This window comes from Cellulophaga sp. RHA19 (genome assembly GCF_002813425.1).
In the GTDB taxonomy this organism is placed as follows: domain Bacteria; phylum Bacteroidota; class Bacteroidia; order Flavobacteriales; family Flavobacteriaceae; genus Cellulophaga.
The window spans coordinates 1,186,939-1,209,196 of record NZ_PHUL01000001.1 but is presented as its reverse complement, the minus strand read 5'-3'; the positions used below and the strand labels follow the sequence as shown (position 1 = coordinate 1,209,196).

At 31.6% G+C, this 22,258-nt stretch carries 24 protein-coding genes; 18 read left to right on the top strand and 6 right to left on the bottom strand.

Annotation, left to right across the window (positions count from 1 at the left end; all coding sequences use genetic code 11):
* Window positions 1-3: 3 nt before the first annotated feature.
* Window positions 4-1,572 carry a SulP family inorganic anion transporter gene (locus AX016_RS05255; RefSeq protein WP_100894615.1) on the bottom strand — a complete coding sequence of 523 codons (1,569 nt, stop codon included), beginning with the start codon at window positions 1,570-1,572 and terminating at the stop codon, window positions 4-6.
* A gap of 154 nt (window positions 1,573-1,726) precedes the next feature.
* Between AX016_RS05255 and mqo the strand changes: the two genes are divergently transcribed.
* Entirely contained in the window at window positions 1,727-3,208 is a 1,482-nt protein-coding gene (mqo, locus tag AX016_RS05250) for a malate dehydrogenase (quinone) (RefSeq protein WP_100894614.1), read from the top strand.
* A 74-nt stretch (window positions 3,209-3,282) separates the two neighbouring features.
* On the opposite strand, the gene AX016_RS05245 is transcribed toward mqo, so the two are convergent.
* Complete coding sequence (locus AX016_RS05245) at window positions 3,283-4,203, bottom strand: nicotinic acid mononucleotide adenyltransferase (RefSeq protein WP_100894613.1); 921 nt, start codon at window positions 4,201-4,203, stop codon at window positions 3,283-3,285.
* A 262-nt stretch (window positions 4,204-4,465) separates the two neighbouring features.
* Between AX016_RS05245 and AX016_RS05240 the strand changes: the two genes are divergently transcribed.
* From AX016_RS05240 to AX016_RS05165, 16 genes are all read left to right on the top strand, one after another.
* Complete coding sequence (locus tag AX016_RS05240) at window positions 4,466-5,467, top strand: NAD(P)H-dependent glycerol-3-phosphate dehydrogenase (protein WP_100894612.1); 1,002 nt, start codon at window positions 4,466-4,468, stop codon at window positions 5,465-5,467.
* A 209-nt stretch (window positions 5,468-5,676) separates the two neighbouring features.
* Window positions 5,677-6,384 carry a hypothetical protein gene (locus AX016_RS05235; protein WP_100894611.1) on the top strand — a complete coding sequence of 236 codons (708 nt, stop codon included), beginning with the start codon at window positions 5,677-5,679 and terminating at the stop codon, window positions 6,382-6,384.
* A 66-nt stretch (window positions 6,385-6,450) separates the two neighbouring features.
* Complete coding sequence (locus AX016_RS05230; protein ID WP_100894610.1) at window positions 6,451-7,029, top strand: hypothetical protein; 579 nt, start codon at window positions 6,451-6,453, stop codon at window positions 7,027-7,029.
* A 103-nt stretch (window positions 7,030-7,132) separates the two neighbouring features.
* Window positions 7,133-7,549 (top strand): MFS transporter, encoded by a 417-nt coding sequence (locus AX016_RS05225; protein WP_100894609.1) that lies wholly within the window; start codon window positions 7,133-7,135, stop codon window positions 7,547-7,549.
* 12 nt (window positions 7,550-7,561) lie between these two features.
* On the top strand, window positions 7,562-8,068 hold the full coding sequence (locus tag AX016_RS05220) for a DUF2314 domain-containing protein (protein ID WP_100894608.1): 507 nt from the start codon (window positions 7,562-7,564) through the stop codon (window positions 8,066-8,068).
* A 9-nt stretch (window positions 8,069-8,077) separates the two neighbouring features.
* Window positions 8,078-8,659, top strand: coding sequence for a hypothetical protein (locus tag AX016_RS05215; protein WP_100894607.1), 582 nt, complete (start codon window positions 8,078-8,080; stop codon window positions 8,657-8,659).
* Between the two features lie 37 nt (window positions 8,660-8,696).
* On the top strand, window positions 8,697-9,476 hold the full coding sequence (locus AX016_RS05210; RefSeq protein WP_100894606.1) for a HipA family kinase: 780 nt from the start codon (window positions 8,697-8,699) through the stop codon (window positions 9,474-9,476).
* Window positions 9,466-9,849: a DUF3037 domain-containing protein gene (locus AX016_RS05205; RefSeq protein ID WP_100894605.1), complete on the top strand. Its 384-nt coding sequence runs from the start codon at window positions 9,466-9,468 to the stop codon at window positions 9,847-9,849. Before AX016_RS05210 ends, AX016_RS05205 begins: the two co-directional genes overlap by 11 nt.
* A 27-nt stretch (window positions 9,850-9,876) precedes the next feature.
* The gene (locus tag AX016_RS05200; protein WP_100894604.1) at window positions 9,877-10,446 is read left to right on the top strand and encodes a hypothetical protein; all 570 of its coding nucleotides are present in this window, start codon (window positions 9,877-9,879) and stop codon (window positions 10,444-10,446) included.
* Window positions 10,447-10,709: 263 nt separating this feature from the next.
* Complete coding sequence (locus AX016_RS05195; protein ID WP_100894603.1) at window positions 10,710-14,036, top strand: reverse transcriptase domain-containing protein; 3,327 nt, start codon at window positions 10,710-10,712, stop codon at window positions 14,034-14,036.
* A gap of 45 nt (window positions 14,037-14,081) precedes the next feature.
* Window positions 14,082-14,540 (top strand): hypothetical protein, encoded by a 459-nt coding sequence (locus tag AX016_RS05190; RefSeq protein ID WP_100894602.1) that lies wholly within the window; start codon window positions 14,082-14,084, stop codon window positions 14,538-14,540.
* 111 nt (window positions 14,541-14,651) lie between these two features.
* Window positions 14,652-15,110: a hypothetical protein gene (locus tag AX016_RS05185; protein ID WP_100894601.1), complete on the top strand. Its 459-nt coding sequence runs from the start codon at window positions 14,652-14,654 to the stop codon at window positions 15,108-15,110.
* A gap of 45 nt (window positions 15,111-15,155) precedes the next feature.
* Window positions 15,156-15,812 carry a hypothetical protein gene (locus AX016_RS05180; RefSeq protein WP_100894600.1) on the top strand — a complete coding sequence of 219 codons (657 nt, stop codon included), beginning with the start codon at window positions 15,156-15,158 and terminating at the stop codon, window positions 15,810-15,812.
* Between the two features lie 106 nt (window positions 15,813-15,918).
* Complete coding sequence (locus AX016_RS05175; RefSeq protein WP_100894599.1) at window positions 15,919-16,293, top strand: nuclear transport factor 2 family protein; 375 nt, start codon at window positions 15,919-15,921, stop codon at window positions 16,291-16,293.
* Window positions 16,294-16,425: 132 nt separating this feature from the next.
* Window positions 16,426-17,094 (top strand): hypothetical protein, encoded by a 669-nt coding sequence (locus AX016_RS05170; protein WP_100894598.1) that lies wholly within the window; start codon window positions 16,426-16,428, stop codon window positions 17,092-17,094.
* Between the two features lie 12 nt (window positions 17,095-17,106).
* Entirely contained in the window at window positions 17,107-17,955 is an 849-nt protein-coding gene (locus tag AX016_RS05165) for a hypothetical protein (protein WP_100894597.1), read from the top strand.
* A gap of 29 nt (window positions 17,956-17,984) precedes the next feature.
* Here AX016_RS05165 and pbpC read toward each other — a convergent pair whose 3' ends face one another.
* Genes pbpC through AX016_RS05150 form a run of 3 tightly spaced genes read right to left on the bottom strand, consistent with a single transcriptional unit; the run spans window position 17,985 to window position 21,044 of the window.
* Entirely contained in the window at window positions 17,985-20,357 is a 2,373-nt protein-coding gene (gene pbpC / locus AX016_RS05160) for a penicillin-binding protein 1C (RefSeq protein ID WP_100894596.1), read from the bottom strand.
* Window positions 20,341-20,649 (bottom strand): antibiotic biosynthesis monooxygenase family protein, encoded by a 309-nt coding sequence (locus AX016_RS05155; RefSeq protein WP_100894595.1) that lies wholly within the window; start codon window positions 20,647-20,649, stop codon window positions 20,341-20,343. Before AX016_RS05155 ends, pbpC begins: the two co-directional genes overlap by 17 nt.
* 38 nt (window positions 20,650-20,687) lie before the next feature.
* Window positions 20,688-21,044 (bottom strand): hypothetical protein, encoded by a 357-nt coding sequence (locus AX016_RS05150; protein ID WP_100894594.1) that lies wholly within the window; start codon window positions 21,042-21,044, stop codon window positions 20,688-20,690.
* Between the two features lie 93 nt (window positions 21,045-21,137).
* On the opposite strand from AX016_RS05150, the gene AX016_RS05145 reads away from it, so the two are divergent.
* Entirely contained in the window at window positions 21,138-21,653 is a 516-nt protein-coding gene (locus AX016_RS05145; RefSeq protein ID WP_100894593.1) for a CvpA family protein, read from the top strand.
* A gap of 71 nt (window positions 21,654-21,724) precedes the next feature.
* Here AX016_RS05145 and AX016_RS05140 read toward each other — a convergent pair whose 3' ends face one another.
* On the bottom strand, window positions 21,725-22,234 hold the full coding sequence (locus AX016_RS05140; protein ID WP_100894592.1) for a DUF5004 domain-containing protein: 510 nt from the start codon (window positions 22,232-22,234) through the stop codon (window positions 21,725-21,727).
* Between the last annotated feature and the right edge of the window lie 24 nt (window positions 22,235-22,258).

Here is a 22,258-nt window from a genome sequence, read left to right as displayed (position 1 = left end):
ATCTTATTTGTTTGCTACAACTTTGTATGTAGGATCTTCTAATACGTTAACTTCTATTAATTTATCTGCATTATTTAACAATACTCTACAATCTTTACTAAGGTGTTTTAAGTGTACCTTTTTACCTACTTTGGCATAGCGTTCGGTAATTTTGTTTAAAGCTTCAATTGCAGACATATCTGAAACTTTACTTTCTTTAAAGTCAATAATTACTTCTTCAGGATCATTTGCTACATCAAACTTTTCATTAAAAGCAGTTACAGAGCCAAAAAATAAAGGTCCGTAAATCTCATAGTGTTTTACCCCTGCTTCATCTACATATTTTCTAGCCCTAATTCTTTTAGCACTTTCCCAAGCAAATACCAATGCAGAAATAATAACACCTATTAATACGGCTAATGCTAAGTTGTGTAAAACCACAGTAATTAAAGTAACCAGTATCATTACAAAAATATCTGGTTTAGGCATTCTTTTTAAGGCTCTAAAACTTGCCCACTCAAAAGTACCAACTGCAACCATTACCATAACACCTACCAATGCAGCTATAGGTACAAGTTCTATTACTGGTGCTCCAAACAATATAATTACCAATATAGTTAACGCGGCAATTATACCAGATAATCTTGCTCTTGAACCTGCAGATAGGTTAACCAAGGTTTGAGCAATCATTGGACAACCACCCATACCACCAAAAAAGCCATTTAAAATATTTGCGCCTCCTTGTGCTACGCACTCTCTATTACTATTTCCTTTTGTACCTGTAATTTCATCTACTAAGTTTAACGTAAGTAAGCCTTCTGTTAAACCTACAGCAGCCATTATTAATCCGTATGGTAAAATAATTTTAAAGGCTTCTAATGTAAACGGAATAGTTGGTATATGAAAAGAAGGTAATGTACCACTAAGCGACTTTAATGGTTCTCCCGGTAAAGTATCTTGATTAATAATATCTACTACTTGCTTTGTTTCTATATTTAAAAAATACACAACTAAAAAAACAACAATAATTCCTATTAAAGAAGCCGGAACTGCTTTAGTAAGTTTAGGAACAAAAACAATTATTGCAATTGTAAACAGTACCAAGCCTACCATAGTATACAATGTTTCGCCTGTTAACCAAACTGCAGCATCACCAACACCAATTTTAAATTGGTCCATTTGTGCCATAAAAATAATAATAGCCAAACCGTTTACAAACCCAAACATTACGGGTTGAGGCACCAAACGTATAAATTTACCAAGTTTTAAAAGACCAACTATTAGCTGAAAAACACCTGCCATAGCAACTGCCGCAAAAACATATTCTAAACCGTGCGAGTTCATTAATGCCATAAGAACTACTACTGTTGCACCAGCTCCTCCAGAAATTAATCCTGGTCTACCGCCAAATATTGCTGTAACCAGTCCCATAATAAAAGCACCATACAAACCTACTAAAGGTGAAAATCCTGCAAGAATAGCAAACATTAATGATTCTGGAATCATTGTCATTGCCACCGTTAATCCTGCTAAAATTTCATTTTTATAATCTACCTTCTGCTGGAAATCGAATAAATTTAAATACTTTTTCATTTTAGCTTATAAATTAAGGGCGCAAAAATAGTCTTTATTGAGCTTTTAGAGAAATAAACTATATAAAACTAAAAAACACATCTTAAAATTATAAAAATCTAACACTACACGCTAACAAAACGTTTCTTAGCTTTGTAGTAAACACATCTATATAATGGCAAAACAAGACTTTACACTTATAGGAGCTGGTATAATGAGCGCTACGCTTGGCGTTTTATTAAAACAACTAATACCAGATGCAAAAATAGCTATTTATGAACGTTTAGATAAAGTAGGTGCAGAAAGCTCTGATGCTTGGAACAATGCAGGCACAGGACACTCTGCTTTTTGCGAGTTAAACTACACACCAGAAAATGAGCAAGGCGATATAGATATTTCTAAAGCATTAAAAATTAGTGAATCCTTTGAAGTATCTAAACAACTTTGGGCATATTTAGTAAAAAACAATTTACTACCTGCAGATGATCCTTTTATTAATGACATTGACCATATGAGTTTTGTTTGGGGTGATGAAAATTTAAACTTCTTAAGAAAAAGACACAAAGCACTTACAGCATATCCTATTTTTAAAGATATGTTACATTCTGAAAATTACGACCAAATTAAAGAATGGGTTCCGTTAATGATGACAGGGCGCAATAAAGACCAAACTATTGGTGCCACAAGAATGCCTATTGGTACAGATGTAAATTTTGGAACTATTACTAGAGGTATGATTGCCTATTTACAGTCTTGCGATGGTGTAGAAGTGTTTTTAGGTCACCAAGTAGAAGATATAGATGATAAAAAAGATGGCACTTGGGAAATAGAGGTTAAAGATTTACATACAGATAAAGAAAAAACTATAGAGAGTAATTTTGTATTTATAGGTGCTGGTGGTGGCGCTTTAAAATTACTAGAGAAATCTGATATTCCCGAAGCAGATGGTTACGGTGGTTTTCCTGTAAGCGGACAGTTTTTAAAGTGCAACAACCCTAAAGTTATTTTACAACACGAAGCCAAAGTTTATGGTATGGCAGAAGTTGGTGCGCCACCAATGTCTGTTCCACATTTAGATACTAGAATGTTAAACGGGGAGCGCTCGTTACTTTTTGGTCCGTATGCTGGTTTTTCTACTAAATTTTTAAAAAATGGTTCTTATTTTGATTTGCCACTGTCTATAGACGCACACAATATTTTTCCTATGCTTAGGGCAGGCTTACACAATATATCGCTTACTAAATACTTAATAGAACAAGTTGTACAGTCGCCAGAAGAACGTTTTAAAGCATTAGAAAAATACTACCCAAATGCTAAAATTGAAGACTGGGAACTTATTACAGCTGGGCAACGTGTACAAATTATAAAAAAGGATGCCAAAGAAGGTGGCGTACTTAAATTTGGAACCGAGATTGTAACCAACAAAAACAACACATTAGCTGCTTTGCTTGGAGCCTCACCTGGTGCATCTACCTCTGTGTCTATTATGTTATCTGTATTAAACCAATGTTTTCCCATGCAGGTAAAATCTAAAGCTTGGCAACAAAAATTAACAGAAATGATTCCGTCTTTAGGGCACTCCTTAATTACAGATGAAAAACTGTGTATTAGCACAAGAAATTATACTACTTCAATTTTAAAATTAGAAGACAATTAAAAACACAAAAAAACCGCCTTAAACATACCACTGTTTAAGACGGTTTTACAACTAATAACCAACCTAAAATTCTTCTATCTTTTGCGTTGTCTCTTCACTGTTTTTACACTGTTTGTAGACTTCGTTCTTTTTTTATCTGTTGCAGATGTATCTCCTTTTAAATACTCTGTATAACCTACTCCTGTAAACTCATAAACCGTGCCAGAATCTGGATGATATAACTCTATTGTACTATCGTTAATCACATAAAACTCAAAATAATCATCACCCATAAAATCATAGTCTAACTCTAGTAACTTTAAGGTTTCATCACCATCAACATCAAACACTGTATACACTCCTTCATAATCCCACTGTAAGTTTCTTGGTCTAGTACCATTATTGTCTATAGAAGACCTAAAAACATCGGCATTACCATCAGCAAAAAATTGTAAAAAATTCTCTGCATCAAAATCATTTATAGCTCCTTCTTTACTTGTATATGTTTTTTCCCAAGCGTTGTACTCTTGTAAAAAGTATTTTAAATTATCATAAAAAACATAATCATAATCAAACGTACTTTGTCTATATCCCCTTAAGTAGTATGATGTGTTTGTACTAACATCTAACAACTCTAAAGTATTGTTATTTACTACATACACCTCTAAAGGCCACCTACCATCTACACTATGGTTTACACGTATACCATCGTTAAAAACATCGTAATTACCAACATCTATACCGTAACCACCACCAATTTTACCAATACCAACAATGTTATTATTTGCATACAAACGGCCATTATTAAATGTAATAGTAAATGCACGTTGCAAAAAAGGCACTTCTCCGTTTCCTTGTGTAGCATTAATATCTACATACCATAAATCGTATTTATGAATTGCGTGTTCTACAGAAAATCCTGGTTCTAAAAACTCATCTTCAATTATAATTTCTGAATAACATGAAGAAACTAAGGTTCCCAATAGCAGTAGTCCTAATAATAATTTCGTTTTCATAATAAAAATGTATTGGTTCTGTTTAGCTTAAAACAAAGTGCGTGCCAAAATTTATAAATAACTGATATACAGCATTTAATAAAATTAATTTTTTGTACTTTTAGTTTAATGAAATAAATAATATGGCAAAAAAAAGTAGTACACCTACCTTAATTATAACAATAACAGGGCTATATTTTTTTATTAAATTGATGCTATACTGGCTTTAAAATTTCTGCTTTCAATTAAATTTTATCTACTTTTGGTCTACTAAATTTATTTTATGAAGAATACTACAAAGTTTGCTGTTTTGGGTGGTGGTAGCTGGGCTACTGCAATTGTAAAAATGCTTACTGAAAATGTTAGCACAGTAAATTGGTATATGCGCAATACAGATGCTATAGCGCATATAAAAGAACACAATCACAACCCTAATTATATAAGTGCCGTTGAATTTAACCCACAACAATTAGCACTAACCGCAGATATTAATACCGCTATTACTAATGCAGATGTTGTAATTTTTGCAATACCTTCTGCTTTTTTAGTAACAGAATTAGAAAAACTAACGGTTTCTTTAGATGAGAAAATTGTATTTTCTGCAATAAAAGGTATTGTGCCAGAAACAGGTTTAATTGTTGGTGAGCATTTTAACCAAACGTATAATGTACCACTAGAAAATATTGGTGTTATTGCTGGTCCTTGCCATGCAGAGGAAGTTGCCTTAGAGCGTTTGTCTTACCTAACAATTGCATGTGCAGATGAGAAAAAAGCTAAATTGGTTGCTAAAAACCTAAGTAGCTATTACATAAAAACAAAAACATCTGACGATATTATTGGCACCGAGTACGCAGCCGTTCTTAAAAATATTTATGCTATTGCTGCCGGTATGGCTCACGGTTTGGGTTACGGAGACAATTTTCAGAGTGTACTTATGAGTAATGCTATTAGAGAAATGAAACGTTTTATTAAACGTGTACACCATATGAAACGCAACATTAACAACTCTGCCTACCTTGGTGATTTGCTAGTTACTGGCTATTCTGTTTTTAGTAGAAACAGAATGTTTGGTAATATGATTGGCAAAGGGTACACGGTTAAAAGTGCTATGATGGAAATGAGTATGGTTGCCGAAGGTTACTACGCTACTAAAAGTGCACACCTGATTAATGAAAAACACAGCAAAAAATCTAAGACTCCTATTATAGATGCGGTTTATGCTATTTTATACGATGGCAGAAACCCTAAAAAGGTTTTTAGTAGCTTAACAGATAAGCTAGACTAGTTAACATTAGCTAAATTCTACAAAGCTTGTTCTTATAGTAATACTTTGTAATTACTATAAAAACAAGCTTTTTTATTTGTCCGTTTCTAAAAACTATATAAATTGTAAGAAATTATTTCGATTTTTTTTAAAGAGAAAAGAATATAGAGGAGAGAAAAAAGACCAAAATTAGAAACAGTAATCATTCATAAAATAACAATACGCATTAAATGTCTTTAGAAGATAAAAATCGACTTATAAAACAGGGACAAGATCAATTAGAAAAAGGGATTTTTCCTAATCTTGTTTTAGAGTCTATAAATGAGTCTAGACTAAGAAAGGATGTCGAAAAACAAATATTTAATCCGTCAGGAGAAAAATTTGATAATCTATCTAAAGAAGAACAAGACATAAAAAAAGGTAGACTAGATATTATTCTTAAATTTAATGACTACATACAGGCATTAAACTTTTTTAAAAATGGCGCTTACTTGCTATTAATACTTGGAATTATAACTCTTGGAAGTGCGTTATTAAAAATAAACAACAATTATATCTTTGGCTTACTAACATTTATTAGTGGTCTTATTATTTTAATTGCTTCATCAAACAGAAAATTACTTTTAAAAACTACATTGTATATTGTAATTGCATATCTTGTATTTACCTTGTTAGAACTCATCATTTTTAAATTACCATCACCTTATATTTACGCTATAAATAACAATATTTTAGAAAACAGAAGAGGCGCTTTAACAAAAATTATTAATTTAATTAGTCCATTTGTATATCTCACAATAAGACTTTCCTTAGTTGGTTTTTTTATAGGCGTTTACTTAAAACAACAAAGTTTTTTTAAAATAAAAAGTAAATATGAGCAGGGAATAAAGAGCAATAGCCAGGAGGCAAAACCCTTTAAAGGGAAAAATAGAACATAGAAAAGAGAGCCAAGACTTGAGACTTATAAAATAGACCAAAACAAATAACCAAAGACCAATAAACCTATGAAAAAAGTAAAATCTGTTTTATACAGAATTGTATTTATTATTGTATTTTCTTTACTAGCAAAATCTTGTGTTAGCGATTACATTTACGAAGGAGACAAAGATAAAATTGCAGAACGTCAACAAATGTTAGACGATAACACTTTTGTTATGGCAGACCTATCTAACGAGTATACAGAAACCACTTTGGCTAAGGTTATAAAAACATACACGTTTAATTATACATTTACTGTAGATGGGCGTACTTATACCGATGAAATTTCGTTAACTAAGCTGCCAAACTTCCCTCAACTTAAACTATACTATTTAAAGGGAGATCCTAATATTGTTTCTAAAGACCCACAGGCAGATATTAACTCTGAGAATAAAAAAGGAAAATCTGTCACAGATCTCATCGTTGGTATTGTTTGGGGTGTTTTAGCTCTACTTATTTTACTCTCGTTTTTTGGAGGTAAAAAAGCTGCAGAACCTAAAGAAGCTAAAAAACCAATTGCCACTAATACAGATACACGTTCTGCAGAACAAATAGAACTGGAGCGCAAAGCAAAAGAAAATCCAAATAGGTTTTTACCTAAATAAATAAAGAGCTAAAGCCAAAACGATTTTTTTTAGAGGTGAAAAATGAGTGTGAAAAAGAGAAAAAAGACTAAGAACTAAGACTTATAATAAGTAACATAAAATTATGGATCAGAAAATAAAAACATTAAAAATTATTCACTTAGCTATTACCTTTGGGGTAGTTCTTATTTATTTTACTTTAGGAGATATTACCGCTTTAAAAAGTTTTAAAGTTCCTGCTTTAGATGCCTATTCAGTCGTATTTTTAGCATTACCGCTAATTGCCGTTTTTGCTAGTAATTTTGTATTTAAAAACACACTAAAACAAGCAAAGGACATTAAAGAGCTTAAAGACAAATTTGGTGTGTACCAAACTGCATCAATTATAAGATGGGCAATTTTAGAGGGGGCTGCTTTTATCATCCTATTTCTTAAACCAGACTTTATGCTTTTTGGACTTTTAATTATCCTGTATATGGTATTTTTAAGTCCTACTTTAGACAAAATAAAAAACGATTTTGAAAGCGTACGTATAAAATAATTTAAACTAAATATGAAAAAAATATTAACTATTACAGCTGTTCTTACACTTTTAATTAGTTCTTGCAAAGAAACTTCAACCTCTAAAATAGAACGTGAAGGTGAGCCAGACGTAATTAACATAGCAGATGAAAACATTGCAATGAACCAAGCTATTGCCAAAGCAAACAAAACTCTATCTATCTTTAAAACAGCTATTCAAAGCAATAATAAAAACTACTATGGCTTTACACTAAAGCAAAAATTTAGTGATTCAGATGGTAGTGCAGAACATATTTGGATACAAGATGTAACTTATGACGGCTCAAAATTTAAAGGTATCGTTGGTAACACACCATTATATGAAATTAATGTAAAATTAGGAGATACTATTAATGTAGACGAGTCTAACATTAGTGACTGGATGTACTTTGACCAAAATATTACCAAAGGCGCATACACTATTAGGGTGCTACGTGACCAAATGTCTACTGAAGAACAAAAAGAGTTTGACATACAAAGTGGAATGCAATTTGAATAAATAAAAAATATGAAAAAAATACTAGCCATTACAACCCTTATTTTACTAACCATTGCAAGTTGTAAAACAGACGAAAAGCAAAAAGTAAGCAATTTATCTAACCTATACGCGGTAGATGGTTTTATAGATTTTCCGTTTACTATTACAAACACTAAAGAAGATAAAGACTATTACCAATACACCATTAAGGCTACCGTAGATAATGATACTATTGGTATGCTTGTGTCTTTAAAAAAAGAGATTAAAGCAGGTTTTGTAAATGGCGAGCCAAAAAATATGTTTATAGATAATGGCATTAAATTTACTTCTATTGGAGAGCAAAGCAACAGATTATTAAACTTTATGCGTAAAAAATACAATTTACCTGCTAAAGAATATGCTTTAAAACAAGAACAAATTTTTACTTGCGCCAACCTTAATCAAGATGATGTAGATTACAAAAGTGGTAGTAGCAGATTTAAAATATTTTTAGAGGATAATGAAGAAAATGCAGAGCTTTTTGTAAACTTTAATTTTTTACTAAACACCATTGGTTTAAACGAAAAAGACAATCTATACAGACCGCAATTAGTACGTTTGCTAAGCAAATAACAACCGTACAACTTGTAAATTTTAGTACCTTAGATGTATGAACAAATTAGACATTAGAACCGTAAACGTTGTGCAATATGTACAACCTTTACGAGAAGGTGGCTCTTTACCTGCTATTGTTAAGGCAGATGACGATTTCCTTTATGTTTTAAAATTTAGAGGCGCAGGCCAAGGCACAAAAGCACTTATTGCCGAGTTTATTGGCGGCGAGCTTGCACGTGCTATTGGATTAAAGGTACCAGAATTGGTATTTGCTAACCTAGACGACTCTTTTAGCAAAACAGAACCAGACGAAGAAATTCAGGATTTACTAAAATTTAGCGTTGGTTTAAATCTAGGATTACACTATTTATCTAGCGCTATAACTTTTGATCCTTTAGTAACTACCGTAGATGCAAAAACCGCTTCTAAAGTGGTGCTACTAGACAGTATTATTAGCAATATAGACCGTACGGCAAAAAACACCAATTTACTTATTTGGAACCAAGAGCTTTGGGTAATAGACAATGGTGCAAGTTTTTATTTTCATCACAACTGGCCTTTGTGGGAGAACCACCTAACTAGGACTTTTCCGTTAATAAAAGACCACGTATTATTGCCACAGGCTACAGAGCTAGACTACGCAAAACAAGAAATTACAAGCAAAATTACACCACAAATTATAGAAGATATTACCAATAATATACCAGAAGACTGGCTTATAAACCAAACCGATTCTTTAACTCCTGCGCAAATGAGAGCTGCTTACACCACGTATTTAAATGCAAAACTTGGTATGGTAGACGCGCTTATAAAAGAAGCTAAAGATGCAAGATAAAGTTACGTTTGAATATGCCGTTATACGCATTGTACCCAAAGTAGAACGCGAAGAGTTTTTTAATATTGGTGTTATTTTATTTAGCAAACGAAAAAAGTTTTTAGGTGTAAAATACCATATAGACCGCAACAAACTAGAGGCTTTTTGTAAGGATCTCGACTATAATTTGCTACAAGATTACCTTAAAGCCTGGGAACTGGTTTGTAAAGGTGAACCCGCTGGCGGACCAATTGGTAAGTTAGAGCTATCTGACAGGTTTAGGTGGTTAGCCGCCTCTAGGAGCACCGTTATACAAAGCTCTAAAACACACCCTGGTTTATGCAATAACCCAGAAGAAACCTTAGAAAAACTATTTGCCACCTATGTTTTATAACACCATTAAATAACAAAACCATATATTATGATTTACACAAAAAACAGCCTTAAACACACGTTAGTACTAGCAGTAACAGCGTTATTACTATATTCTTGTGGCGCAAAAGACAGTTATGAAACAGTAACCGTAGAAAATAAGTTTGAGCTTACACTGCCTTCATTTTTATCTAAAACTAGAGACTTAAATGATGATGCATCTTTACAATACCAAAACGCAATAAGAGAGTTTTATGTTATAGCTATTCATGAGCCAATAATAGACGTACAACCGGTAATTGACGAAGACGTAACAGGCGAGTACAAAAATGATATTAACGGGTACTACAAACTAATTTCAGATAATTTTAAGGAGGCCATAGTAAACCCTAAAGTCTCTAAAGTAACAGATACTATAGTAAACAATATGCCTGCTAAAACAGCTTTTATAAATGGGCAAATAGACGGTTTAGATATTGTATACGCCATAGGTTTGTACCAAGGCAAAGAAGATTATTACCAAATATTCTCTTGGACACTAGCAGACAGAAAAGATAGACACAAGGATAATATGTCTAAAATTATTTATTCTTTAAAAGAAGTAGAAGAAACAGAATAACTTTTACCAATTTACCATAAAAATTAAGCCTTTACTATTTAGACAAACCTCTAAAAAGTAAAGGTTTTTGTTTGCAATAGAGCTAGTTACATTGCCACACACAACTACACACTTACCAATTACCCTTAAAAAACTACAAACTATACAATATTCAACACCAATTACGGAAATCCGTTTTTTTGGTAAAAAAGAAGGGAGTAAATTGAAGAGTTTTAAAAGATAAATCAACTAATTAAACTAAGGTTAAGCCTTAAAAGAAGAGTATGAAATTTGACTTAAAAGAAATTAAAGATGCTTACAAGAGATTAAAAACTTATATCTACTACGACAATACAGATATCATTTTAAGGAGAAAACTAGTTGAGTTTGAGACTAATTTGACTAAAGATTTTAATTCATTATTCAGAGGAAACGAAAAACCATACCAAACAGATGATGGACTGAATATTTTTAAAAACGATTTTGGTGTTCCTCAATCAATTGACAGTAAACTCCAAATCTTTACGGATGAACTAAATAACTTTCACAGCTCATCAGAATTTTTTGATTTTTTTCTTAATAAAATAGATGCAAATATCTATCCGAAAAAATATGAAAAAACTGAAATAGCAGATAATTTCATTACAAATCAAAGAGTTGAGAAAGAATATCCAATAAATAGACTCACAGCTTTTATAGATGCTCCAATCGAAATACACCTATTATCTGTTCTTTGGACTATAAATTATGGTGTTCAAATTGATTCTAAACTTGGAGATGATTGTATTGGAAATCGATTATTACTTAGTAAGGATAAAAAAACTATTGTTCACGGCTCTGGTTTATTTAAACCATATTTTAAACAATATCAAAAATGGAGAGACGACTCTGTAAATGTTGCTCAGGAATTAATAAAAAACGAAAGGGATGTTCTTTTTCTCAATTTAGATGTTAAAGATTATTTCCATTCTGTAAGAATACCAAATGATTTAATTTACAGTGATAATAAAACTCATTACAAGGCAGCTCATAATAATTTAAACAGGTTGTTTTTAAAAATTCATCATATTTATACAGAGAAAATTTCAGTAGAATATGAACAACCTTATAATTTCTCAAATGAATTAGAACGTAATGAAGAAAATGAACTTCAAGAATTTATATTACCTATAGGTCTTTTGTCATCTTTTGTACTTGCAAATGATTACTTAAAAGACTTTGATAAAAGAATAGTAGAAAAATACAAACCTGCATATTATGGAAGATATGTTGATGATATTTTACTAGTACTTGCCGACCCAAATCCAAATTCAAACAATGAAGAATTAAATGAAGAATTTAAATTTTCATTTAATGATTATAAGAAGCGGATTAAGAAGAAACATAACAGCAAAAATAATATTCATTATAAAATTACCTTCGAAGAAGATACTCTTAATGAAATTGAAAAATATATCATATCAAATCTTAGCCCATTAATAAACCTTGTTGATTCTCCTTTTTCTAAAGATTCAAGTAATTCAAAAGGAAGAGTTTTTAAAATAAATGGGAAAAAGTCATTATTCTGTCAAAGTGAAAAAACACTTCTTTACTACTTTGATTCGGAAGAATCAGATATGGTAATAAATAAATTGAAGAGAGAGTTAGAAGAAAGAACTAGTGAATTTCGGGATTTACCCAGTCACGACAATTCATTAGGAGAATTTGAATCAAGTGCATATCATTTAGATTACAATGGAACAGAAGGAAAAATTAAAACCCTACAAGATTATAAAGAAAACAGATATGGTTTGACTTTATTTCTTTCTAACCAAATATTTAGCTCATTAAATCACGAACGAAGTATTTCTGAGAAAGAAAAAAATCAAGTTCTTAAATTTTTTAAAGGCTCTACCTGTCTCGAATTTTATCGTTTGTGGGAAAGAGTTTTTACTTATTTTTTAGTCAATAAAGAACCAAAATCATATATTAATTTTTATGTTCATTGCGCTGAACAAATTGATAAAATTGGTAAAAAAGATATTAATTTTATAGAAAAGACTAAGGTTGAATATAGCCTTGTTCAAAAATCTATGGCTGAGTATTTAGATTGTGCTCACGAATTAACAATTTCTTTAAATCCAATGTTCTTAAATCAAAGTAGAGATGTAGAGCGTCATTTTGATTTTAAAACTAATGAATTGTCAAATTCTTTATTAGTTTATTTTCTGAATGATAATGCTGTAACAAAATCAGAATCGTTTTGGAGAAATAGATTTAGAAAAACAAATATGATTAGACATCAATACGTTTCTACTCCATTATTAAACTATACTAAAGATTCTAAAAAGGGCTATAGTAATTTACTGAAGCTTCAATTCGATATTGAGTCTTATGAGTTAGATGAAAAACTTATAGAAAATTCTCCAAGACCAATAAAATTTTGGGAATGTTGTTTCGCTTCTACTTTTACAGAGTTATCTAAATTCGACAAGTCTAAATGTAGAGAAAAAAACGGATATCCTTTAACGGATATATTAGGACCTAAAATAAAAACTGAAAAAGAATTAGTCACAGAGACAGAAATTAAAAAGGAAGAATATTATTTAGATTGTGCTTTTGATATTTATCTAAAAGGGAACTCAAATCACTTGCCTCATTACATTTTAAATGATGAAAAATTAAAATCAAGTTTCTATGATTTGGTAAATAGAGGCGATAATTTGGGTAACCAAAATCAAATAAAAGAATTTCGAATTAATTCCAAATATAAAATTGAGGAACCTAGTATTTCATTTGCTAATACAGAAGTAAAAGAAAGCAATATTATTAAAGGCGTTAGAAATGAACCAAATTTATCTATTGAAAGATACCAACGTTTAGCTTTAATTCTGAATCAAGCCAGGAAAGAAAACTCAGATATAGTCTTATTTCCTGAGTTTTTTATTCCAATAAATCTCCTGCCTAGTTTGGCCCGTTATTCACAAAAAAATCAAACACTTGTAATCTCTGGACTAGAACATATTATTTCTAATAAAACAGCTTTTAATTTTGTAGCTACAATACTTCCTATTGAAGTGAATGGTATTAAAGACGCTACAATAGTTTTCAGACTCAAAAATCACTATGCTCCAGTTGAAGAACATTTAATTTCTCAAAATCATTTAAGTGTACCAAAGCCTGATATAAGTAGGTATGATATTTTCAATTGGAAAAACATCTATTTTTCCGTATTCTATTGTTTTGAATTAGCAGATTTGGAACATCGAAGTTTATTGAGAAGTAAAATTGATTTATTAGTAGCACTAGAATGGAACAAAGACACTCCATATTTCTCTAATATAATTGAAGCAAGCTCAAGAGATTTGCATTGCTATGTTGCTCAAGTAAATACAAGTCAGTATGGAGATACGAGACTAACTCAACCAACAGAAACAGCTAGAAAGGACTTATTACGCTTGAAAGGCGGTACAAATGATGCTATTCTTGTTTCAAAATTAAATATTCCGAAATTGAGAGAGTTTCAACGGAAAAAATTCTCTATTTCAAATAAAAACTTTAAACCATTACCTCCTAATTTTTCAATTGAAGAAGTTTTAAAAAGAATTAAAAACAAGAATATCACAAAATAATTAAAACCACCACAACCCCAAAATTTCATATATTTCAAAGAAAAAATGGCGAGTAACACAGAAATTAAATTATCATCTAACTGGACCAACCTTGGCTTGTACTTAGGCACAATTGTAGTACTAATAATGATTCCGGTATTAGCAAATGTTACCCAAGAGCAAGAGTTTCATATGGGGATGATTATAGCTGCTGCTGTTTTTATAGCGCTTATTGGTTTTATTATATACCAATTTATGTATATCTGTGATGCGCGTGTTATTGGAGATAAACTAGTGTTAAAAAAGAAATTTAGAGCTGCTAAACATTATTCGTTTGATAAAATAGGATACCCAAAGTCATTTCATTTAAAAAGATCTAAATACACTACGGTAGAAATGCAAAACGAAGACAAAAGTCAAGAGAAATACCTAATAATGAATAATAGGTCGCTACTTTCTTTTGAGAGTAAAGATGCAGAGCAAACTCTTATAGATCTTAGAAATATGGCAATGCGTAGTAAGTAATAAAAACTACCTTAATTATACTTGCAATTATATTTTTATTAATAGTAAGTCTTTTCTTATATTCGCCTGCAAAATAACAAACCTTAAAACAGGTATTTGTAGTAAAGACTTATGATAAAAAATTTTGTTTACCTATTTGCTTTAGTTGCAGTAATAGGCTGTTCTAATGACGACGATACTAACAGCGAAAAAGACATAGAGCTTTTAATAGGAAAATGGCAAATTACAGAGAAGTCTGTAAACGGTACTAAAGTAATACTATCTTCTTGTGAGTCTTTAGATACAGATGAGTACTTACAAGACGGAAACCTAATAAAATTATACTCGGAGCCAGACCAACAAAGCACTAGTGGCTGTAAACAGTTTGAAGACAACTCTGGAAGTTGGGAAAAAATTAAAGATTCTGAATATAGAGTTATATCTGATGACGGAGATATTAACGAAGTAAGAACCATTGTTTTTTCTATGGAAAACAACATACACACTGCTTCATTTTCTGAAACATACCAAGATTCTAACGGTAATTACCAAATAGAAAATTACATTATAAAATATACCAGAGTAAAATAAAACCTTACCCTCAAAAAAAACTAACCAAAATTACAACCAAAAAAAATGAATTTCTTTAAAACACTCCTAATAATATTATCAATTATTTTATTAGAAAGTTGTGCTTCTGGCTATAAAACATTGGAGCTAAATTCTATGAGATACTTAGGTACAAATGTAACTGATAGTATAAAATTTGATTATAGATATAATTTACTAAGTAAGAAATATGCTAAAAAAGAAATAAAAAAAGGGATTAAAGTTATAGCAGTAAAAATTACCAACAATTCAAGTAAAGATTTAGTCTTTGGAGAAGACGTTAAATTAACCCAGGCAAATGGCAATGAGATTTATGTTATGGATAACGAGTATGTTTACAAATCTCTAAAACAGAGTCCAGCTTCTTATTTGTGGTATTTATTTTTAACCCCATTAAACTTGTACACAACTAGTACAGAAACAACTAGCAACGGCTATACCCGAGAAAACACTAATTCTATTCCTATTGGTTTAGCTATAGGGCCTGGTCTTACAGGTGGCAATATGATTGCCGCAAGTTCTGCCAACAAAAAATTTAAACAAGATCTTTTAACTTACAGCATAAACGGAACTGTACTTAAAAAAGGAGAAACAACATACGGTTTAGTTGGTATAGAAAGTAAATATAAAAATGCGCTAAAATTAATACTAAACTCTAGCAAGCCACAAGAAGTAAATAACTAAAATATTTTAGTAAAGCGTACGGTAAAACATCACTCTTAAGCAACACTCATATAATTGTTAAAGGCACTACTACTAAAAATTAGTACCTTTAAAATAAAAAGCAACTATGAGCCTTAACTTAAAAGAAAAAGCAATTGCATTTTACAAAACTGCATATTTGGGCAACCCTAAAAAAGCGGTAGAATTATATGTTGGTGACCAGTATATACAACACAACCCAGACGTAGAAAATGGTACCGCTGGTTTTATAGCGTATTTTGAGCGCATGCAGACAGAATACCCAGACAAAAGCATTGAGTTTGTTAGAGCCATTACAGAGGGTAATCTTGTAGCTTTACACACGCACCAAACGTGGCCCGGTAACGACCAATACGTTACTATGGATTTTTTTAGATTTGACCAGAACGGCAAAATTGTAGAGCACTGGGATGCTATACAGCAAATACCCAAAGCATCTAAAAACCCAAATACAATGTACTAATACTCCTAATTTTATGCATAATAGCTAAAAAAACTACACAAAAGTACTTTTACAAAAATAGCTCCGTTATAAATTTTAACCAGTTTTAAGTATAGGCTTAAAACAAATAACCTTAACCAAATTTATAACCTTATGGACGGACTAAGAGTACTCTTATTAGTAGCAGGTGTCATTATTTTACTTATTAATTTTTTTATCAATTCTGGAAACATTATTAAAATAGTTAAATACTGTTTTCAAACAAACTCCATTGCCAATTACTGGGATCTAATTTTTAAAAGCTGCTTTAGCGGACGAGCAATTATATCGTCTTTAATAGGTCTTATTTTAGCAATCATCATTTTTATAATTATTACTCCAATTATTTTAATTAGAAGCGCAATAGGAACCAAAAAAGTAAATAATTTATTAGACGAAGGTTTATTTTTTCAGTATCAAGAAGCTTACCAAGTACAAGAAAACCTTACCTTTAAAACCAACATTAACCATGAACTAAATATAAATATGCCAGCAGTTAATGTGTCTGGTAAACTTAGAGTTGATGCTATTATTGCCATTAGTGAAATAACAAAGGAGTACGAAACCAAAGGCATAAAATGCGAATATAAGGTAATGCATAAATTACCATTAGAAAACAAAACTGAAGCATTAATACCTTTGTTTTTAACAGTAGATAGCCAAGAGATTCCTACATACTTTATTTACACACCAACACACGTACAGCAGTATAAAAAAATACGAAATAAACTGTATACAGCGGGTTACAAAAAGACCATTTATTTTTCTACCATTCAATTTTAAAAACAACAACAAATGACAAAAAAAGTTCTTATCTGTATTGTCCTAGGATTATGCTCTAAGCTAACATTAGCACAAGATGTAAATTTGTTTGTAAATGATATTAAAGAGGAAAGACATTTAGAGTCTGATAAAAGTTTTGTAGAACTTACCGCTTTAATTAAAGGTATTAAGGTTGATGAATTTAACCAAGTAAAAATAAAATCTATCACTAGCGCATCTGCAGATGATGGTAGCACATTACAAAAAAAAGAAAGTTTTTTTGGAGATGACTATAGCAATAATAACGAACTAGATTTTAAGCTTGAAGCACCAACGCGTAAAGCCACTAATTTGGTTAATATAGAAGGTGTTTTAAAATATTTTAGTCCTACAGAAGCTAATGAAGGGAAAGTAGTAGTTAAAAATCCGCTTAACTACTACAATAAAAATTTACTTAGTAAAAAATACAAAGACGTTAAGCTAACCCTAGTAGACAAAGCTGCTTTAGAAAAACTTAAAGAAAAAGATGAAAAAGAATACCAAAAAAAGCTTAAAGAGTTAAAAGAGTCTGGAGTAATAGCAGAAGGTATGGCAGAAACTGTTGATGCTTTTAAACAGTTTTTTGATGGTTTTGGAAGCTTTGGAAATGAAAACGCATTGTCTTTCTATGTAGAAGATCCTGACGAGAAAATTGTTGAAATTTTAATTTACAATGCTGATGGTGAAAAAATGAATTACGGCAGTAGTAAGTATGGCTCACATAAGCTTAGTATTAGCTTAAAAGAAGAAGCGCAGCCTAATTGGACTATAGAAATTTTAGTAGAAAGCGAACAAGCTTTAAAAGAACTAAAATTTAAAATTGCAAGTGTTTTGTTACCATAAAACTCACTACAATACTAGAGTAATTACAACTACTCTAGTATTGTTACCCAAATAACAGCATCATTACCAACCTCATCTACAACAGTAATTTTGTGTACTCCTGGTTTTGGTAAAATAGCTATTTCATGAAATGTTGTCGTTTGCTTTACAAACCTATCATCTAAATACCAAAAAACTTTAGTCTTAGATTTTGCATGTGCTAATTTTAAAACAAGCTCATTAGTTTCTCCTTCAAAATTTTTAGGCAAGGTTATTTTTGCGCCACTTTTAGGATAAATAAACTCCATTACCTTGGCGTTTTCCGTTTTACAATCTACTCTAAAATCTGGTAACGTTTTATAGGTTACATTGGTTTTTTTATAATAAAACTCTTGTAACGGAGGCAAAACAAACCAAGGCTTTGTAACCATATTTTCTACCAACTCACAAGACGTATTTACCTGAAACTGTTGCTTAGCATCTAAATGTACTAGCTTATGGTACGGACAAGCTTTTACATAGTTTTGCTTAGCAGGTATGTTTATTTTTTTAGCAGGACAATTGGGTGTTGCTAAATAACCACTATTGGCACAAACATCTACCTCTGTAAACTCATCTAAAGGCTGCAAAAACCAATTTGTTTTTGGTAACACGTTAAAAACATCAAACAAAATAGGTGCTGCACTAGAAACTCCTGTTATATTTGGTCTTCCCTCACCATCTGCATTACCAACCCAAACACCAACTACTTGGTCTTTTGTAACGCCAATTGCCCAAGCATCTTTGTTTCCAAAACTAGTACCGGTTTTCCAAGCTATTTGCTTAGATGAGTCATAAAACTCCCAAGATTCTTGTCCTTCTGGTCTGTTTACCTCTTTCATTGCCTCAAAAGTGAGGTACATACTTGCTGCATCAAAAATTGTTTTTTGGTTAGATTTTTCTCCAAAATCTACTTTTGCATTAGCCTTTAAAATAGGTTCTGCAAATTCTTTTGTAAAATACTCACTAGAGGTTGCATTAAAATGATTTACCGTAGATGCCATAGATGCATAGGTTTTACATAAATCCCACAAGCTACTTTCTGCGCCTCCTAAAATTAATGTTAACCCGTAATGATCTGCAGATTTGTTTATTCCTTTTAAATTAAACAGATCTAACTGATCTCTAAATTTCTGTAATCCGTAAGATTGTAACAACCTAACCGCAGGTATATTTAAAGACCTTGCCAATGCTTTTTTAGCCTCTACAGCACCACTAAAATCTTCATTAAAATTTTGCGGCGAATACCCAGCTATTTGTGTAGGTACATCTGCAACTAACATATCTGGTAACAACTCACCAGCATCTAACATTGCAGTATATAATAATGGTTTTATGGTACTACCTGTACTACGTGTAGCTTGTACCATATCTACATCTTTTTGGTGATTTTTATCTGTTTTTGTATTGCCTACATATGCCATAACTTTACGCGTATGCACGTCTAAAACTAAAACCGCTGCATTAAAAACTTGATTCTGTTTTAAATGCGAATAATGTTTTTGAACCACAGCATTTACACTTGTTTGCAAAGGCGCATTAATACTACTTACTATACGTTCTCCTTTATGCTTTTTTGATATGTGTGTTACCAAATGCTGAGCAGTTTGTGGCAAAGCATATGGCTTTTGAGGCAACTCTTCTAATAAGGCCAAATTGTATGTTGTTTCATCAATTATATCCTTATCTAAAAGTTTACGTAACAATTTGTTTCTTTTTACTAATAAACGTTGCTGATTTTTACCAGGGTATATTAAACTAGGTGCATTTGGCAAAACAGCTAAAGTTGCCGTTTCTGCCCATGATAATTGATGAGATTTTAATCCAAAATAACGCCAAGAAGCTACTTCTAACCCAACCACATTACCTCCGTAAGGTGCGTTGCTGGCATACATTTTTAATATTTCTTCTTTGCTTTCTCTAAACTCCAACCGAGTAGCCCAAATAAGTTCTACCAGTTTTTCTGCATAAGACCTGCTCTTTCCTTTACGTGCTAAACGTATAACTTGCTGTGTAATGGTACTACCGCCACGTACTGTTTTACCAGCTTTTATATTTTGCCCAACAGCTTTTACTATAGAAACCGGATTAAACCCAATGTGGTTGTAAAAATGTGCATCTTCAAACTGTAGCAAGCAATGCTCAAACTTTTTTGGAATACTATCTACCTCCGGAAAACGCCATTGACCATCACTAGCTATTTGCGCCCCTAAAAGCACTCCTTCTGCACTTTCTACAACGGTTGCTGTTGGCGCTTTAAAAAGTTGCTTGGGCAAGCAAAAATAATAGGCAATAAGGAGTACTGTTACAACTATACTTTTTTTAGGATGCTTAGCCAAAAACCTACCAACACGCGTATGTTTTAGTTTATTTAAAAAACTCATACTCGCGCTCTACTTTACAAATTCGTACTTTAAACCAAGTATACCATTCTTTACGACCTTTTTCTTGTGCTAATTTATGGTCTGTTTGTTTTTTCCAGTTGGCAATAGCTTCTAAACTGCTCCAATAACTTACGGTAATACCTACAGATTCTCTAGCGCTTTCTATACCTATAAAACCAGCTTGCTCTTTAGCCAGTTCTTCCATTTGAGTCGCCATTTGGTTATAGCCGCTATCTTCTTCTATTTTGGTTGATGTAAAAATTACTGCGTAATAGGGTGTAGTATTCATCATTATTATTAAAATTACTTTAGCAACATCAACCTAAAAACTTATTCTATATATTGTTTTTCTATAAAGTAGTTTACTAGTGCTTCTTTCATTAAAACACTTTGCTCACCTGCTTTTAATGTTGGTAGTTCTTCTTTTATTGTATAGTGTGGCCATCCGTCTTCATCAAACATTTCAAATTCATAATACCCATAAGGCTCTAACAACCTACAGATGGCAATATGCATTAAATTTATTTTCTCGTCCTTTTTATATTTAGCGTGTGGTTTTCCTAATTCTTGTATGCCAACCAAGTATATAATTGCATCTAGCTCTAGAACATCACCGTCTGCAAATTGCGCAGATAGTTTTTCTACTAAAACTGTCCATCTCTCTTTTAGTTCTGTATCTCTTGACATTGTTATAGTTACAAATTGATTCTATTTTTTTCTGTTTTTTATAAAGATGTAAAGGTACAAATCAATATCCTATATTTGTAAAAACACTTGAGAATGAATTTTTTAGACATTATACTAGGAATACTACTAATTTGGGGACTTTACAAAGGCGTTAAAAACGGACTTTTAGTAGAGTTAGCCTCCCTTGTTGCTTTAATTGCTGGTATTTATGCTGCTATTCATTTCTCTTATATTATTGGCAACTACCTTACTGAAAAATGGGAATGGAACCAAAGTACTATTCATATTTCTTCTTCTATTTTAACGTTTATTGTTGTTGTACTTATTATTAATTTAGTGGGCAAATTACTTACCAAAGTAGCAAATGCCGTTATGCTTGGATCTTTAAACAGTATTGCAGGTGGACTATTTGGTGCTTTAAAAGTTGCTGTTATTATTGGTGGTCTACTTCTTTTTTTAGATAAGGCCAACCAAAATTTACAAATTGTAAAAGAAGAAACTATAGAGAGCTCTACGCTGTATACACCTATAAAAACTATTGGTGAACTGGTATTTGCTTTTGTTTTAGAAGAAACCCAAACCGAAGATTCTACTACAGAAACACTTTAAACAATTTACTTTTTTAAACATAAAAAAAGCGCCTAAGTTATACTTAGACGCTCTAAGTTATAGTTGTTTTATTAATTTTTAGTGTACGTGTAGGTTACCTCTGCCTCTACAATTTTATTGTTTACATCTCTAAGGTTTGTCCTACTTGTTATTGTAAAATTTGTATCATCATCATTCAACTCTATTTGCGAACTAAAAATAGTGCACACACTAGAAAAACTTAACACATTACCTACTAACTGCCACGTACCTGCTATATCACTTTTTTGATCACAATCTGTTGCTGTTAGCCCTTGCTTAAAGGTAAAACTTCTATCTGCATTAAAATTATATGCAGCATCATTTAAACAGTCAGAACTTTGTGCAAAAATATCTTCTAAAGGATTATCTTCTTCATCATCTGTTAAGTCTATTGCTACGCTAGATTCTACTGCTGTTAACGCCCAAGCACCTTGCAATAACGTTTCCTCTTCTTTTAACTCTCCTGTATAATCGCTAGCACAAGTTGCACCATTATCATCAGACGAGCAATTCAAGAATAAAACACCAAGCAAACTAACACAAGCTAATTTTAATTTCATAGTTCTAATTTTTAAATTATTATA

Excerpts from the sequence above, each read along its gene's own strand:
- AX016_RS05255 (WP_100894615.1), bottom strand. The coding sequence starts at position 1,572 with ATGAAAAAGTATTTAAATTTATTCGATTTCCAGCAGAAGGTAGATTAT.
- mqo (WP_100894614.1), top strand. The coding sequence starts at position 1,727 with ATGGCAAAACAAGACTTTACACTTATAGGAGCTGGTATAATGAGCGCT.
- AX016_RS05245 (WP_100894613.1), bottom strand. The coding sequence starts at position 4,203 with ATGAAAACGAAATTATTATTAGGACTACTGCTATTGGGAACCTTAGTT.
- AX016_RS05240 (WP_100894612.1), top strand. The coding sequence starts at position 4,466 with ATGAAGAATACTACAAAGTTTGCTGTTTTGGGTGGTGGTAGCTGGGCT.
- AX016_RS05235 (WP_100894611.1), top strand. The coding sequence starts at position 5,677 with ATGTCTTTAGAAGATAAAAATCGACTTATAAAACAGGGACAAGATCAA.
- AX016_RS05230 (WP_100894610.1), top strand. The coding sequence starts at position 6,451 with ATGAAAAAAGTAAAATCTGTTTTATACAGAATTGTATTTATTATTGTA.
- AX016_RS05225 (WP_100894609.1), top strand. The coding sequence starts at position 7,133 with ATGGATCAGAAAATAAAAACATTAAAAATTATTCACTTAGCTATTACC.
- AX016_RS05220 (WP_100894608.1), top strand. The coding sequence starts at position 7,562 with ATGAAAAAAATATTAACTATTACAGCTGTTCTTACACTTTTAATTAGT.
- AX016_RS05215 (WP_100894607.1), top strand. The coding sequence starts at position 8,078 with ATGAAAAAAATACTAGCCATTACAACCCTTATTTTACTAACCATTGCA.
- AX016_RS05210 (WP_100894606.1), top strand. The coding sequence starts at position 8,697 with ATGAACAAATTAGACATTAGAACCGTAAACGTTGTGCAATATGTACAA.
- AX016_RS05205 (WP_100894605.1), top strand. The coding sequence starts at position 9,466 with ATGCAAGATAAAGTTACGTTTGAATATGCCGTTATACGCATTGTACCC.
- AX016_RS05200 (WP_100894604.1), top strand. The coding sequence starts at position 9,877 with ATGATTTACACAAAAAACAGCCTTAAACACACGTTAGTACTAGCAGTA.
- AX016_RS05195 (WP_100894603.1), top strand. The coding sequence starts at position 10,710 with ATGAAATTTGACTTAAAAGAAATTAAAGATGCTTACAAGAGATTAAAA.
- AX016_RS05190 (WP_100894602.1), top strand. The coding sequence starts at position 14,082 with ATGGCGAGTAACACAGAAATTAAATTATCATCTAACTGGACCAACCTT.
- AX016_RS05185 (WP_100894601.1), top strand. The coding sequence starts at position 14,652 with ATGATAAAAAATTTTGTTTACCTATTTGCTTTAGTTGCAGTAATAGGC.
- AX016_RS05180 (WP_100894600.1), top strand. The coding sequence starts at position 15,156 with ATGAATTTCTTTAAAACACTCCTAATAATATTATCAATTATTTTATTA.
- AX016_RS05175 (WP_100894599.1), top strand. The coding sequence starts at position 15,919 with ATGAGCCTTAACTTAAAAGAAAAAGCAATTGCATTTTACAAAACTGCA.
- AX016_RS05170 (WP_100894598.1), top strand. The coding sequence starts at position 16,426 with ATGGACGGACTAAGAGTACTCTTATTAGTAGCAGGTGTCATTATTTTA.
- AX016_RS05165 (WP_100894597.1), top strand. The coding sequence starts at position 17,107 with ATGACAAAAAAAGTTCTTATCTGTATTGTCCTAGGATTATGCTCTAAG.
- pbpC (WP_100894596.1), bottom strand. The coding sequence starts at position 20,357 with ATGAGTTTTTTAAATAAACTAAAACATACGCGTGTTGGTAGGTTTTTG.
- AX016_RS05155 (WP_100894595.1), bottom strand. The coding sequence starts at position 20,649 with ATGATGAATACTACACCCTATTACGCAGTAATTTTTACATCAACCAAA.
- AX016_RS05150 (WP_100894594.1), bottom strand. The coding sequence starts at position 21,044 with ATGTCAAGAGATACAGAACTAAAAGAGAGATGGACAGTTTTAGTAGAA.
- AX016_RS05145 (WP_100894593.1), top strand. The coding sequence starts at position 21,138 with ATGAATTTTTTAGACATTATACTAGGAATACTACTAATTTGGGGACTT.
- AX016_RS05140 (WP_100894592.1), bottom strand. The coding sequence starts at position 22,234 with ATGAAATTAAAATTAGCTTGTGTTAGTTTGCTTGGTGTTTTATTCTTG.